This window comes from Candidatus Tumulicola sp. (genome assembly GCA_036490475.1).
GTDB lineage: Bacteria > Vulcanimicrobiota > Vulcanimicrobiia > Vulcanimicrobiales > Vulcanimicrobiaceae > Tumulicola.
On record DASXDT010000006.1, the window covers coordinates 238,805 to 254,067 of the forward strand.

General features: G+C 60.2%; 13 protein-coding genes. 9 read left to right on the plus strand and 4 right to left on the minus strand.

All coding sequences use genetic code 11. The features are described 5' to 3' along the window. Window positions 1-32 precede the first annotated feature (32 nt). A complete protein-coding gene (locus VGF98_08775) occupies window positions 33-1,070 on the plus strand; it encodes a hypothetical protein (GenBank protein HEY1681713.1) in 1,038 nt (345 codons plus the stop codon). On the opposite strand, the gene VGF98_08780 is transcribed toward VGF98_08775, so the two are convergent. Next, window positions 1,039-1,668 carry a MarC family protein gene (locus VGF98_08780; protein ID HEY1681714.1) on the minus strand — a complete coding sequence of 210 codons (630 nt, stop codon included), beginning with the start codon at window positions 1,666-1,668 and terminating at the stop codon, window positions 1,039-1,041. The genes VGF98_08775 and VGF98_08780 overlap by 32 nt on opposite strands. Window positions 1,669-1,791: 123 nt before the next feature. Between VGF98_08780 and VGF98_08785 the strand changes: the two genes are divergently transcribed. Genes VGF98_08785 through VGF98_08795 form a run of 3 tightly spaced genes read left to right on the plus strand, consistent with a single transcriptional unit; the run spans window position 1,792 to window position 4,443 of the window. Then, the gene (locus VGF98_08785) at window positions 1,792-2,457 is read left to right on the plus strand and encodes a hypothetical protein (GenBank protein ID HEY1681715.1); all 666 of its coding nucleotides are present in this window, start codon (window positions 1,792-1,794) and stop codon (window positions 2,455-2,457) included. Window positions 2,458-2,477: 20 nt separating this feature from the next. Further along, window positions 2,478-3,476, plus strand: coding sequence for a hypothetical protein (locus tag VGF98_08790; protein HEY1681716.1), 999 nt, complete (start codon window positions 2,478-2,480; stop codon window positions 3,474-3,476). Window positions 3,477-3,483: 7 nt separating this feature from the next. Next, entirely contained in the window at window positions 3,484-4,443 is a 960-nt protein-coding gene (locus VGF98_08795) for a hypothetical protein (GenBank protein HEY1681717.1), read from the plus strand. Window position 4,444: 1 nt separating this feature from the next. On the opposite strand, the gene VGF98_08800 is transcribed toward VGF98_08795, so the two are convergent. Next, on the minus strand, window positions 4,445-5,869 hold the full coding sequence (locus VGF98_08800) for a serine hydrolase (protein HEY1681718.1): 1,425 nt from the start codon (window positions 5,867-5,869) through the stop codon (window positions 4,445-4,447). 101 nt (window positions 5,870-5,970) lie between these two features. On the opposite strand from VGF98_08800, the gene VGF98_08805 reads away from it, so the two are divergent. Beyond that, entirely contained in the window at window positions 5,971-6,471 is a 501-nt protein-coding gene (locus VGF98_08805; GenBank protein HEY1681719.1) for an SRPBCC family protein, read from the plus strand. Next, complete coding sequence (locus VGF98_08810) at window positions 6,468-6,776, plus strand: metalloregulator ArsR/SmtB family transcription factor (GenBank protein ID HEY1681720.1); 309 nt, start codon at window positions 6,468-6,470, stop codon at window positions 6,774-6,776. Before VGF98_08805 ends, VGF98_08810 begins: the two co-directional genes overlap by 4 nt. Here the strand turns inward: VGF98_08810 and bla are convergent. Next, complete coding sequence (bla, locus tag VGF98_08815; GenBank protein ID HEY1681721.1) at window positions 6,760-7,599, minus strand: class A beta-lactamase; 840 nt, start codon at window positions 7,597-7,599, stop codon at window positions 6,760-6,762. The genes VGF98_08810 and bla overlap by 17 nt on opposite strands. Window positions 7,600-7,720: 121 nt before the next feature. Here bla and VGF98_08820 point away from each other — a divergent pair, with 121 nt between their 5' ends. Continuing rightward, complete coding sequence (locus VGF98_08820) at window positions 7,721-10,162, plus strand: TonB-dependent receptor (GenBank protein ID HEY1681722.1); 2,442 nt, start codon at window positions 7,721-7,723, stop codon at window positions 10,160-10,162. A 21-nt stretch (window positions 10,163-10,183) separates the two neighbouring features. Continuing rightward, window positions 10,184-13,297: a hypothetical protein gene (locus VGF98_08825; GenBank protein ID HEY1681723.1), complete on the plus strand. Its 3,114-nt coding sequence runs from the start codon at window positions 10,184-10,186 to the stop codon at window positions 13,295-13,297. Here the strand turns inward: VGF98_08825 and VGF98_08830 are convergent. Further along, window positions 13,294-14,691 carry a hypothetical protein gene (locus VGF98_08830; protein ID HEY1681724.1) on the minus strand — a complete coding sequence of 466 codons (1,398 nt, stop codon included), beginning with the start codon at window positions 14,689-14,691 and terminating at the stop codon, window positions 13,294-13,296. The two genes, VGF98_08825 and VGF98_08830, sit on opposite strands and share 4 nt — an antisense overlap. 146 nt (window positions 14,692-14,837) lie before the next feature. On the opposite strand from VGF98_08830, the gene VGF98_08835 reads away from it, so the two are divergent. Continuing rightward, window positions 14,838-15,257, plus strand: a complete 420-nt coding sequence (locus tag VGF98_08835; GenBank protein ID HEY1681725.1) for a hypothetical protein — start codon at window positions 14,838-14,840, stop codon at window positions 15,255-15,257. Window positions 15,258-15,263: the final 6 nt, after the last annotated feature.

A 15,263-nucleotide genomic window follows, 5' to 3' on the forward strand; every position in this document is an offset into this window, starting at 1 on the left:
GAGGTGCCGAGCGAGTCCCCGAAGACGGCAGCATGTGGAAGGCAGCTCTGCTCGCGCTCGCGACCGTCGCGGCGCTCGAAACGCCACAGCCGGATAATGCCGGACGCTTAGCGGACCGGCAGTTCGTCGTGAACGCCCCTCGCGGAAGCGGCATCGCGCGCTACTTCGGCAGCGGGTCGCTGGAAGGCGATCCCGGCACGACGCGCGCGTTGATCGTCGTGCACGGGGTTCTGCGCGACGCGGATTACTATTACGACACCGGAACGCGTGCGGTCGCTCGCGCCGGAGTTTCGAACGTGCTCGTGATCGCGCCACAGTTCGTCGAATCGTCGGAGTTGGCCGGCCACCACGTCTCGGCCTCGACGCTCTACTGGACCAGCACGTGGCCGGGCGGTTCGGATGCGCGCAACGCACCGGTCAGCACGTACGACGTCTTCGACGCGATGATCGCGCGTCTCAGCGACGCTCGACGCTTTCCGCGAATGCGCGACATCGTTCTGATCGGACACTCTGCCGGCGGCCAAATCGTTCAGCGGTATGCGGTGGTGGGACACGCGCCGCAACTCGACGCACGCGGACGCATCCCAGTGCATCTCGTGGTCGCCAATCCGTCGTCGTATTTTTATTTCAACGATTGGCGTCCGGTGCCACAAACCGCTTGCAGCGATTTCAACCAGTGGCGTTACGGGTTGGCCGGCGCGCCGCCGTACGTGCGAGGTTCGCCCGCATCGTTAGAGCGACGCTACGCGTTGCGCCGCGTAACCTATTTGCTCGGTACCGCCGACACTAATCCGAAGGAAGACGATCTCGATCGCAGCTGCGGCGGCGAAGCGCAAGGCGCATATCGCTTCGAACGCGGCCGCTTCTACGTCGGTTATATCCGCAAGCTCTTTCCGGACGGAACGAATCAGGATTATGCATTCGTTCGCGGCGTGCCGCACGATAACCGCCGAATGTTCGATTCAGAGTGCGGACTGGGCGTTCTTTTCGGACGTTCGGAAGCGACTTGCGCGGAGCACGGCTGGATCGGGCCGCGGCTCACAGCCCGAACTTCGGATACACTCCCTTAAAGCCGGTAATTATGAGTTCGATCGCGATCGCGAGAATCAGAAATCCAAGAATGCGATCGAACGCGCTCAGCGTTCCGGCGCTCAATCGCTTCACCAGCGGTCCGCCCAGACGTAAGAGCGCATAGACGAGGACTCCCATCAACACGACCGCGATCGCTATGCCCGTCAGCCACACTCGCGGATCGGGGCGCGCTGCCAGCGCCATTACAACGCCGATCGATCCGGGGCCGGCGAGCAACGGCATCGCCATCGGCGAGAACGCGATATCGTCTTTCGTTTGTGCTTCCGAGCTTTCGGTCGGCGTCATGCGGCTGGATGCCGTCACCATCGTCCATGCGGTGTGCGCGACGATCATTCCACCCGCGATCCGTAATGCCGCAAGCGATATGCCGAAAAACTCGAGCAAGTACGAACCGCCCAGCTCGAACGCAAGCAAAATCAGCACCACGAACATGGCGATACGAGCGGCGGTCGAGTTGCGTTCGGCGGGCGTGTCCGAACTGGTCAATGCAAAGAACACGGCAACGCCGCCGATCGGATTGACGATCGGAAACAGCGCCACGAATGCCGTCACTGCGGCCCCGATCAAAGCGTTCATTCGTCGAACGCTCCGCTACGATTGCATGCGAGCCCGAACCTGCCTCGAGTGTCGAGCGAGGACAGGGGGCGACGGCCATTCGGCGGAAAAGCCCTCGTCGCCAACGGAGGATAGCCGATGCTTGTGATTCGTCGATTTCGTTTGGGAGCCGCCGCGATCGTTGCGGTCGTCGCGCTGCTGGCTTCCACTGCAGCCACCCCGGCAGCAGTCCAGCTTTCGGTCGGAATTCGACTCGTGATTCCCAACGGAGCCATCGAAACGTGTAGCAGCAAAGCCAAGGCCGCGCTCAGCTCCGAGTTATCGACGGTCGGTGAAACATCGCCCGGAACCGCGATCTGGTTCGGTTACGGCGCGACCGACAGTGAAGGTCACGCGACATCCGCCGCCGCCATCCACTGTTTTCCGGTCGATAAAGGGTACGAAGTCACGTTCACGTGCTCGGTCGAGCAACCGGGAAGTCCGTTCAATGCCGACCAGTTGTGCAAAGGTCTCGACGATAAGTTTCAGGGCCGCACGGGCACGCCGCTCACGCTTCCTGCCACGCCGACGCCGGTTCCAACCGGTTGCGCCATGACCAATCTCGTGGGAACGTGGTTGATGAATAATTCGCAAAGTCAGAAGTTCGTGTTCTCGGCGGACGGAGACGTTACGGATCCACAAGGCGTATCGGGCAACTGGAATCTCGACGGAAACACGGTAACGCTGACGTACTACGGAACCTCCACGCTCAAACTTTCGCCCGACGGCAAACAGATCACCGGGTCGAAAAATTTCACGCGTCAATGCTGAAAAAATAGAGGGGCTTTTTTATGCGTACCGTTTCTACGATTGCAAGCGCCGGCCTAATAACCGGCGCTTTGCTGCTTTCGGCCTGCTCGACCTCGGGTTCGAGCGCCGGATCCGTGCCGCAAGCGGCCTCGCAAGGCCGCGCTTCGTCTTCCATCGCGAATAAAAATGGCATCGACCTGCGTTATGGCGGTTCGTATCAAACCGTTCAAGCTCGGCTGTCGCCGGCCAAAGCAAAGGCCGACAAGGATGTGTTCGTTTCGGACTCCGGAGCGACCGTGTTTCTGTTCAAGAACAAAACCTACAAACCGAACGGCTCAATTACGGGATTCAACAGTAACGACGGAATCGCCGTCGATACGGCCGGCAACTTATACGTCACAAATGTCGATTCGAAAAACGTCGAAGAGTTTGCGCCCGGTTCGTCTACGCCCAAATGCACCTACGACAGCGGCCTCGTCGATCCGATCAACGTGACCACCGATGCCAAGGGCGATGTGTTCGTCGTAGATTTCAACGACTTACATAATCCTGGTTACATCGACGAATTCAAACAATGCAGCGACACGGTCACCACGCAATACTCCGTTTCCAGTGGACCCGAGGGTGCCGTGCTCGATAGGAAAGGCGATCTGTTCGTAACGTTCTTCAATAGCGGCTTCACCGGCGGATTTGAAGAGTTCGTCAAGGGCAAGACGCCGGGCGAAATTTTATCGGTAACCGTGGATTCGCCCGGCGGACTGACCATCGATAAGGATGGCGACCTGATCGCCGACGACCAGGCGGGCTCGATCGACGTGATTCCGGAGCCCTACACGACCGCGATTCCGCTGGTTTCGGGTCTCTCAGACCCGTTCCACGCCGCCTTGAGCAAGAACGGAAAAGTTCTGTTCAATGCCAACTTCGGCTCCGGCACGGTCACGATCTATAAGTATCCCGCCGGTACGCTAACCCACACGCTCGGCTCCAGCGATGGTCTCGATGGCGCGGAAGGCGTTGCCGATTCACCGAGTTCGCTCTAACCATCGCATGCGGGTAACGCGTTTTCTCGTAGCGATAGGCGCGTTATCGCTTGCTGCTTGTGCGACAGCGGGGCCGCCGGACGGCGGCTCCGCGATCGCCGGTCCGAACGGCATCGACAAGCGCTATGCGGTCGGCTACGAGCCGATCGAAGCTCGACTCCACCCGGCGGCCTCGAAAGCCGGTAGGGATTTGTACGTTGCCGACGATGCCTCGTCGGTATTTCTTTTCAAGAATAAGAGCTATCGGCCCGATGGTGCGATTACCAACGGAGTATCGGACACGAATAGCGTGTGGGTCGACCACTCGGGTAACGTTTACGTTGCCAACCTGGAGACGGTCAATATCACGGAGTTCGCGCCCGGCGCGAAGTCGCCGTCGTGTACGTACGCTTCCGGTTTGATCGATCCGGTCAACGTGACGACCGATTCGAAGGGGAACGTGTACGTTGCAGACTTTAACTTCTATGCAAAAATTGGGTATATCGACGTGTTTCCGCAATGCACCGACTCGATCGCACGGCAGTACGTGATCAAGCATGGACCGGAAGGCGTCGCGGTCGACGCTCGCGGCGATATTTTCGTATCGTTTTTCAACAAGCAAAAGCGTGGCGCGTTCGAAGAGTTCGTGCGCGGCGATTCGACCCCGACGCTCCTCGCGGCGAGCGTCGCATCGCCCGGTGGCATCATCCTCGACAAACAGCGCGATATCATCGCCGACGACCAGCGCGGAGCGATCCTTAAAATTCCACCACCGTATACCACGGATATGGGCATCGTCTCCGGAATGTTCGATCCGTTTCGGGTAGCGTTGAGCAAGGACGAAAAGACCTTATACAGCGCCAACAGCGGGTCGGGAACGGTAACGATCTATTCGTATCCGTCCGGCACGTTAACGAGAACCCTTGGCCCCGCCGACGGTTTGGACGGAGCAGATGGCGTGAGCCAAAATCCCAACGACACGCCGTAGCTTACTGCAACAGCGAGCCGGCGATTTTCCCGTTCGAATCGACCATAATGGACCAGATATGCGGCTGTCCGCCGAGGAGCACGCGGTACCGGTAGGTCGTCACGTCTCCATGGGGCTGCGACCCGAGGTATGTCCAGCCGGTAAACTCACCCATCGCGGTGAGTGACGCGCTCACTTGTGCGAGCATATCGCCGGTGATGTGCTGTGAGAATTCCGGCGTGAGTTTCGATCGATCGATCGTTCCCGTCCGCAAACTCAACAGCCAACTGCGCGCTAACGCGGTGATCGCGGGATCTTCCTGAACGATTCCGGTCTGCGGCACCGATGACACGGGTGCGGGGAATAGTTGTGGGTACATGATGTGCAGCGCCAGCGAATCGACGTTGGCGTCGGCAACGTTGGCGAGCACGACGATCCCGCTCGCGGCCGTCCGATTGAATCCCATGAACGAGTGGTAGCCGCCGGTCTCGCCGTTCACGAACGTGTTACCGTTGTTCACGTTGACGATCCACGCCAGCCCGGTCTTGGTTTGACTCTGCGACGCATCGCCGGGTGCGCGCGGCATTTGCGCCATCGCCATTGCCGGTCCGAGCGGGCCGGACGGTGCTGTAAGATTCGCGCGCAGGAATACCAGCATATCGTGCATGTCGGAATACAGACCGCCTGCGGCCGCCAGTTCGCCGAAACTCCACGTCGGCGCGGATACGCCCGCCTGCGTGAGTCCGGGCGCTAAGCGCACGCGCTGATCGGGCGTCAGCGACAGCGTCGTATCCGCAAGCGACAGCGGTTGCAGCACACGCGCCTGCAAGAGCTGGTCGTACGACGTTCCCGCGCTCCAACCCAACGCGTCGCCTAACAACCCCACGCCGGCATTCGAATACTCGAATCGATCGCCCGGGGCGCGCGTCAAAGTATACGCCGACAAAAACTGCTCGAACAGCGCCGGCGTGTACGTCGCATATGGGTCGGGCGAATTGGTGGGCAGATTCGTGGGGAGTCGCGGCAACCCGGAGTTGTGCTCTGCCAGGTTAGCCAAGGTGATCTGCTGTCCGTGATACGACGGAATCGTGACACCGGATGGCGCGACGGTTTGCACCGCTTGTTCGAGACGCACGCGTCCGTCGACGACCATCGATGCCAGCAACGTCGCGGTGAACGTTTTGGTGAGCGACCCGATCTGAAACATCGTGCGGTCGTCGAGCGGCGGTTGCGCCGGTCCGAAGTCACCCGAACGATAGACGGTCACCGTCGAACCGTCGACGATACCGACAATCACTCCGGCGCCGCGTATGGCACTCGTATATGCATCGAGCGTGTGCTGGGTCTCCGCCGGCGGAGCAAACGACGGCGTCTGGCCGTTAACCGGCATAGCCGTCCCCAAGGCCGCCACCGCGAGCGCGACAAAGCGCATCATCCAACGATTCATTCGTCGGCCATTCGCGACGTCCGCGGGCAAAATCTTGCAACCAAATGGTTGCATTTCGAAGCAGAGGGTGATATCGTGATATGCAACTAGGAGGTTGCATAATGACATCGTCCACTACCGACAGGGTTGAAAAGAAAACGCTGTTGCGCGCGCCGATCCATCGCGTTTGGAACGCGATCGCCGACGCCACCGCATTCGGCGACTGGTTCGGGATGGAGTTCGCCGAGCCGTTCGCTGCAGGTAGCATAGCCCGCGGGTTGATCCGCGGCACGAAATGCGATCCGAGCGTGGCTGCAATACAAGAAAAATATGCCGGCATGCCGCTGGAGATGCACGTCGAGCACATCGAACCCATGCGGCTGTTTTCGTATCGTTGGCATCCGTTCGCGATCGACGCATCGATCGACTATTCGGACGAACCCATGACGCTCGTTACGTTCGAACTCGAATCGGTCGAAGGCGGAACGATGCTCACGCTCACCGAGTCGGGTTTCGATGCGTTACCGATGGGTCGCCGAACCGACGCCTTCGAAGCCAATGGAGAAGGTTGGGATACGATGGTACACATGATCGAGAATTATCTCGACGCACGTTTGGCATGAGCGTCGCACCGGTCCTCGCTGCCCTGGGCGACGAATCGCGTCTTCGCATCGTCGCCAAGCTCTGCAACGGCGGACCGCTCTCGATCGCGAAATTGGCCGAAGGCTCGGGCATTTCGCGTCAAGCCGTCACCAAACACTTATACGCGCTGCACGCCGCCGGAATCGTGCAAAGCCGGCGAAAGAGTCGCGAGCGCATTTGGACGCTCGAGCCCCGCCGTCTCGAAGAAGTTCGCCGGTATCTCGAACAGATTTCGCAACAGTGGGACGTCGCGCTACAGCGGTTACGCGCTACGGTCGAAGAGTAGACGAAACGATTCTGCCGACGGAAGCTAATGCAGCATCGCGCGTGGTCGCGCGGACCGTCACCCCGGTCAGATAAGCCGTAACGACGATCGGAGCTCCGGACGCGGCCCAGCCGATCGCGATGTCGTTGCGCGTGTCGCTGTCGCCGTACGCGGTATGGCCGCCACCCATGCCCGTTTTATCGCCCGCAGTCCAAGACTTCGGAAAGCCCGCACGAAGCAGCGTCAAACCGGTCTCGCATTGGATCAGCCAGCGCTGCAAAAGCCCGCGCGTCTTCTCTTGCAAATACTTGTCGCCGACGACCATGTCGCGGGCATCGTACGCCATGGCCGATGGCGTCGTCGTGTCGCCCGTCTGGCCGGGGCGCAGCGGGTCGTTCAGCGCCGGTTCGCCGTGCGCGAGGATCGTCTCGGTATCGCCGAGCTGGCGAATGCCCTTCGTGAATCCCGACGGGCCGCCGACCGACGCTAAGAGCAAGTTGGCCGCCGTGTTGTCGCTGACGCGCACTGCTGCGGCAAGCGCCTCGCGCACGGTCATATAACCGCGGGCGACGTTCTGTTGCGCCACGGGTGCGTTTTCTAGCAAATCGGTTGTGCTATATGGGATCCGGCGAGCGAACGACTCCACGCCAAGGTCGATTTTTCGCAACACCATCGCGGCTAACGGCAACTTGAACGTACTACACATCAAGAAGCGTTCGTGCGCGCGGTATGCTAGGGTTTTTCCCGAGTTGGTGTCGATCGCGAAGACGCCCAAGCGTCCACCGGTCGAACGTTCGACCGTTGCCAGCTCCTCGGAGTAGGTCGTCGCGGAGGCCGCGCGCACCGGTGTCGACACCGCAAGCGCAAGGGCAGAAACACCGCCAAAAAACTCGCCTCGTCGCATCGACGGATCGATTCACAATCGCCGCTGAGGAAACCTCGCTTTCGAGCCGAACGTGCGCCGCATGCACGGAATTCTGCTCGCACTTTGCTGCCTCGTATCGGGCAACGTACACTCGCCGTCGGGGGCTCCGATCGTCCAAGCGCAGATCGTCCTGTCGGGCCCGGTCACCGTTCGAGCGGCGACCGATGCGAGAGGCGCGTTCTCCGTGCAAGTATCTCCCGGACGCTACACCGTGGGGGCGAACGCAGGCGGCTTCATCGCGATTCAAGCCGACATCGGCGAGATCGACCGCGATTCGACCGTCGACGTCGCGTTGGAGCCGGCCGACTCCCCGAAACTTCGGACGATCGGCGAGGTGCGCGTAAACGGCGGATACGGATTGGTGCGCAGCGCCATCCCGGAGATGAGCGTTTCGCGCTCGGAGATGGACGCGCTCGGTTACAGCACCGTGTTGCAAGGTCTGCAGCAGATTCCGTCCGTCGTCATCCAGCATCCCGATTCGGGTGCTCCGACCGCTCCAGCCGTCGTGTCGCTGCGTGGACCGGACCCATCCGAATCGCTGGTAACGCTCGACGGACAAGTACTCAACGACGGTAACACCGGCGATCTCGACCTCTCGCAGTTCGCCGTGCCGGCTTTTAACAGCGTCAACGTAACCGAGGGGCTCGGGCCGGCCGATAGTGAGGGCAGCAACACGTTTGGCGGCGCCGTCAACCTCGTATCGCTCCAGCCGACCCAGCAAGATCACGTTGCGGTATCGGGCTCGGCCGGCTCGTACGGCACGACGCAGACGTGGATGAACGCCACCGGCAGCATCGGGAAACTCGGTTACGCAGTGGCAGGCAACGTGTATCAGTCGGCCGGCCAAGTCGACCAATATACCCCGGTCTATCCATCCAACAATGCGCCGTCGAAACATTGCAACTTGGTGGGTAGCGGGATCGTCACGCCGGCCGCACAACCGCAGAACTGTGCGCTGCTCACGCATCTCGGTTCGTCGATCAACGCCAAGCTCGGCCTGGTGAACCTGGATTACAACTTTTCGCAACGCGCCGATGCCGGCGTGCGCATCTTCACGCTCGGTGACTTTCGCGACGAAAGCAGCGCGGTGAACGGCATCGCCGGTAATTCATTCGAACCATGCGACCCGACCGACTCGAGCGCGCCGGTATGTCCTAGCGGCTTTACGAGCACGCCCAACCCCCGGTACGGCGACAACGTCGGTACGGGCAACGCAATCTTTACGCAAAACATCCGCGCCTACGACGCATACTCGCGTTCGGTGCTCGGGTCGGGAACGCTGCTAGCCGAATTCTACGCCAATGATAACGACGTCGACCTTTCCGGCGGATCGGGCGCGACGTCGCCGTACGATGTGTCGCATCAAGATAAGCGCTACAACGAAGCCCTATCGTGGGGACGCACGTTCGAAACCGGCGAGTTCACCTTCGGCGGATACGCGCGCCAAGAATCGCTGACCGCCAACGGCATCGACGGAACGCTATCGCAAAGCGTTAACGCCTACTTCGCGCGCGGCGCCCAGCAATTCGGCCGGCTGCGCCTTTCGGGCGGCCTCTACGAAGCCGACTACACGACGTTCGGCAGCACGCTGGATTGGCGGCTCGGACTCAGCTACGACCTCAACGCGTCGAACGTGATCCATGCCTCCGCAGGCACGGGATTTCGCGCTCCGCTGTTGATCGAACGCTACTATTTTCCTCCGGTGCTGGTGAACGGCAAGCCGCAACCCAATCCGGGGCTACCGCCCCCCGATCAGAATTGCGTGGTCGCAGGACAAGGAAATCCGGACGAGCGTCCGGAGCACGCGACTGAATACGAGCTCGGATATTCGCATCTCTTTTCCACCCAATCCGATCTCGACGTGTCGTTGTACCGTTCCAATTTGCGCGACACGATCGAGAACTATTATCCCTTCGGAGCGTGCAATTCGAAGCTGGAATATGCATACGAGATTCCGATCAACATCGGGAACGCGGTCTACGAGGGCGCCGAAGTGCGTTATCGCCAAGGATTTCCAAGGCAGCACCTGACGATGGTGCTATCGTACGGCCTCAACGTCGCGTATCCGTACTCACTCGGACCGAATGTGTCGAATCCGACCTCGGGCGGCAGCTTGGTCGACGACGAGCAGTTCCTCGGCGTTCCGCAGCAACAAGGGTCGGCAACACTGACATGGGCGCAAAACGGCTGGCACGCATCGACGGCAGCAACCTTCAGCGGGAACAACAATCCGTTGAGCCAGCAGCCGTACACGATCGTCGACGGCGCGATCGGTCACGATTTCGGACGCCTCGACGTCACCCTAGCCGCATCGAACATGTTCAACGCAGTTTCCGGTCCGTTCACGCAGTATCTGGCCGGCGTTCCGTATCGAGGACTGTACGCGGGTCCAAACGGCTCGCAATACCAAGCCAACCTGCCCACCGACCAACTCAACGTGCAGCCGGCTTCAATTCGCTTCATCGTAACATTTCACGAGTGATCCGCTAGTAAGGGTGTAATCGTGCATCGATTTCTCATCGTACCGTTCGCAATCGTTCTGGCTCTTGGGCTCGTTTCGTCGAGCGCACGCGCCGCCGCTCAAGATCCGCAACAGCAATTGATGAGCCGGCTATCGTGGCGCACTATCGGTCCGTATATCGGCGGTCGCGTTGTGGCCGTTTCAGGCGTTCCGAGCAATCCCGACTTGTTCTACATGGGCGGCGTCCAAGGCGGCATTTGGAAGAGCACCGACTACGGGCAAAACTGGTCGAACATTTCCGACGGAGAGCTGCCGGGCATCGCCAGCCCGATCGGCGCGTTGGCCGTCGCCGGATCGAACCCAAAGGTGATCTACGCCGGGACCGGCGAGTCGGATATTCGCAACGATTTCGATACCGGCGACGGCATCTACAAATCGACCGATGCCGGCAAGACGTGGCGATACGCCGGATTACGCGATACGCATATGACCACGAACCTGACGATCGATCCTCGCAACGCGAATATCGTCTACGCCGCTTCGATGGGGCACGTGTTCGCGCCAAACCCCGAGCGTGGAATTTTCAAAACGACCGATGGCGGAAAATCCTGGAAGCGAATTCTCTATGTGAATGCCGATACCGGCGGCGTCGACCTGTCGATGGACCAGCATCACCCGAACGTTCTCTACGCATCGATGTGGCAAGCGCGTCGCTTTCCGTGGAAACTCATCTCGGGCGGCCCGGGCAGTGGACTGTATAAAACGACCGACGGCGGTGCCCACTGGACGAACCTGTCGCGCAATCCCGGCTTTGCGACCGGCACGCTTGGAAAGATCGGCGTTTCGATCGCGCAGTCGGACCCGCGCAGAGTCTACGCCATCGTACAAGCAAAGGACGGAGGCGTGTTTCGATCGGACGACGGCGGGCGTACGTGGAAGCATCTCAACAATCAGTGGAAGCTGCGACAACGCGCGTTTTACTATATGGCGATCTTCGCGGACCCCACCGATCCGAATCGCGTGTACGCGCCCAACGTCGATGCGATGTATGTGTCGACCGACGGCGGCAAAGTCTGGGATGGATTGGAAGGCGATACGCACGGCGACCATCACATTCTGTGGATCAATCCGCGCCATCCAAACATCCTGCTGGAAGGCAACGACGGCGGCGCGACGGTGTCGGTCAATCGCGGCGATACCTTTAGCCGCGAGGACAATCAGCCAACCGGGCAGATCTACCACGTCGCTCTCGACAATCAGTTCCCGTTTCATATTTTCGGCGCATCGCAAGACGAGGCGTCGTGGGAATACACCTCCGCATTCGTCGGCGGCTCGATACCGCCGAGCGAATTGCATACGGTCGCACTGGGCGAAAGCACGTTCATCGCACCGGATCCGGATAATCCGCTGGTAACCTTCGGTTCCGGCTATTACAGCACGTTCGTCGAGCTAAATCGCGTCACCGGACAAGAGAAAAACGTCAGCCCGTGGCCGCGCTTGATGTCAGGCGCGGCGGCAGCGGATTTGAAATATCGCTTTACTTGGACGCATCCAGCGCTGTTTGCACCGATGTTTTCCCCAGCCAATCCACGCGAGCTATTGCTGGTCGCACAGGTCGTCTTTTCGAGTCTCGACCGCGGCCGCACGTGGAAGGCGATTAGCCCGGATCTCACCCGCAACGATCCTTCCACCCAAGGGTTGTCGGGCGGTCCAATCGACTACGATAATACCGGGGCCGAACTCTTTCCCGATGTTTCTTCGCTCGCCGTGTCGCCGCTCGACGCTACCGTGCTGTGGGCCGGGTCGGCGGATGGCCTCGTGCACGTCACGACCGATCACGGCGCGCACTGGACCGACGTCACGCCGCCACAACTGCCGCAGTGGGCGCAAATTAGTTCGATCGAACCGTCGCACGTCGCGCGCGGCGTCGCGTATCTCACGGCGTCGCGCTATCAGTGGGACGATTTTCGACCCTACGTGTATATGACGACCGATTTCGGCGCGCACTGGACGCCGATCGTAAGCGGCTTACCCAACGACCAATATGCATTCGTCGTGCGTCAAGACCCGCGCGAGCCGCGGCTGCTGTTTGCGGGCACGCGTAGCACGGTCTACGTTAGCCTCGATGGGGGTACGCGCTGGCAACCGTTGACGCTCAACCTGCCGGGTGTGCAAATCCGCGATCTGGCAATCGATGCGCGCGAAGGCGAACTCGTTGCCGCTACGCATGGACGCGCGTACTGGATCATGGATAACCTCGCACTGCTCGAACAACTCGCGCGCCAGACGCAGTACTCGGTCGCCGGCGCGCAATTGTTCGCGCCGGAAGGTGCGTGGCTAACGCAATCCTACGGTGACTTCCCGTCCGCACTATCGGGGGAAAATCCGCGCTACGGTGCGCGCGTCTTCTTCACCCTGCCGGCCGGCTACAATGGCAGCGTGCCGGCCACGTTATCTTTCGTCGATTCCACCGGCAAAGTTATTCGCGCGTTCGACCTGCATTTGGCGCCGAAGAAGCCGGTCGATCTCGACGAGGATCAACAAGACGAGATGGATCAAGCCCACATCCGCGCCGTCGAGTATTCCGAAGCGACCGCAGTGAAGCCGGGCGTGAACGCGTTTCAGTGGGATATGAAGTATCCCCCGGCTTTCGATGCGCCCGGCTATAAGATTGATGAGACCGACGATTTCTCCGACAACGGTGACGGGCCGACGACGTTACCGGGTGCATACACCGCGGTGCTACGATACGGCACGCACGAGATGCGAGCGGCGTTTACGATTACGGTCGACCCACGCGTCCATCCGGCCGCCGGCGCCCTCGAAGCGCGTCTGTCGCTCGAGTTACAGCTCCTTGGCGAAATCGACCGGCTCGACCGCAGCATGGCCGCAGCGCTAGCCGCGCGGTCGCACGTTTCGCGCCAAACCGCTCGCGCGATCGACGAAGAGATCGCACACCTCATGCTGCTCGGCAAGCGCTCGAGTGAATACGACTCAGTGCTTCCGACGCAAGTCCGCGAGCAGTTAGCGTTCCTGATGAATGCAATGGAAGGCGCGTATCAAGCGCCGACCCAGGCGGAGTATGATTCGTACGACGAGCTCAAAGGACTAGCCGACGCCGGAATCGCGAAGCTCGATCGCCTCGTCGCTCCCTAAAGTCGGTGGCTCGACCCGACGGTCAGCTGAAATAGCGTGCCGCATTCGCAAGGGGCCGATCCGCCGACCGACGCCGTTGCATATAGGTGGGATCCGATCAAAAGCACTGGCCCGTTCGGATAGGCGCCGTCGCTTCCGACGAACGAATGTAGAAGCGATTCGTTCCATTTGCTCCCCGAGCGAGCAATGGCGAAAATCGTACCGCAGCCAAACTGCGTGTTACAAACCGCCGACCCTCCGTACTGCGTCAAACCGTAGAATCCGGACGCCGCGTTGCCCGAAATCGAATTCGGTTGTTGGCCATCGGGAGTGCCTGTAAACGCATGTAGGATAGTATCGTGCATCTTTTTGCCGCCGTTGAACGGAATCGAATACAACGTTCCGCAACCGTACGGGCCATTGACCTCGACTTCGCATTTCATTCCCGTGCCACCACCGCCACCGTAGGCGGTGACTCCATACAGTTTGCCATTGCCGCCGTCAAGGATCTGTCCGGGCAATGCGCCGTCGTTTTGTGAGTCGCTCACGCTAAACGAATACACGAGGCGCTCGGAAGATCCGCTATCCGACAGCGCGATCTTATAGATCGTTCCGCAACCCGTTATGTAGGGGCACCTTTCGGACGCTCCGCCCAGCTCAGTCGTCCCGTACAGCGAGTTCCCTCTGGGCACTAACGAAGAGGTCGGAACCGCGCCATCGGTGGGAGTTCCTAAGAACGAGTGCAGAATCGATTCGTTCCAACTGCCGATCGGCTGCGATGGCGGCTGCAGTTCGAAGACCGTTCCGCAACCCGAACTTTCGTATAGGCACGCTCTTCCGGTGCCGCCCGAACGCGTGGTTCCGTAGAGGTCTCCACGCGCGTCGATGTATGCTAGGCCGGAAACGATGAAGCCGTCGGGAGCGCCTTTAAAGTTGTAGATCGTCGTCTCGATCCAGTCACCGCTCGCGTTTTGGCTCAGCGAAAAAACCATACCGTCATCGTATAGTCCGCCCTGCGCGGCGCCGTAGAACACTCCGTTTCGGGACAGCAAGCTCCCTACTGGATGAAACCCTTGCGGTTGCGGTTGAAACTCATACACAAGCTGGGCGGCGGAGTTCTGATATTCGTAGACCGTTCCACAACCGCTTCTCTTGCAGTCTCGTGGATGGATGTGACCGCCGTCGTTCGTCGTTCCAAGTAGCGAACCACCCGGACCCAGCACGACTCCTTGCGGCGATCCGCCGTCGCCGGGTCCCCCTTTGAAGTTATACAAAACGGCGAACGACTGGTCGAATCGCGTACGTGTCGCCGCCGCCGGTAAGGCCTTGGACGTGGGGACGTTCGCACCGCAAGCGGATAAAGCGACGATCGACGCGATCGAGCTAAAGAAGAGAAAGACGCGGGCCGTGTTCATGTCGCGGCACCTCCGAAGATTATTAACTTCGACATTAGTCGTAGCTACTCATGGACGAAGGGTTGTTGACATTACTATCCATCATGTTATATATATCTAACATGAAGGTAGATATTGCTAACACAGATTCAAAGCCCGGCCGGCAAATGGCATACCGCGAGAAGGTCGCTTGGCTGTCGCTCGGGGCGATAGTAGTGGCGTTCGTTCCGTACTTCACGATCGTTGCGCAGCGAATGCAGAACCAGACGGCGCTCATTCCGCAGCTCGAGCTCTATACGATCGCCGCCGCGATACAATTGCTCATTCTCGGAGCCGGGTACTGGTATCTTCGCCGGCAGTCCCCGGGGGACGCGGCCATGCCGCCGGACGAGCGCGACACCGCAATCGCTCATCGCAGCACAACCACCGCGTACTATGTCTTGATGGCCGGTACGATCGTCGTAGGATGCATTATGCCGTTCAGCAATCGCGGCTTTGCGATCGTCAACGCGGCGTTCTTGGCAATCATTCTGGCGCAGGTCGTACGCTATAGCGTCGCGGCTGCTACCTATCGCCGCCAAGCATGATCGCGG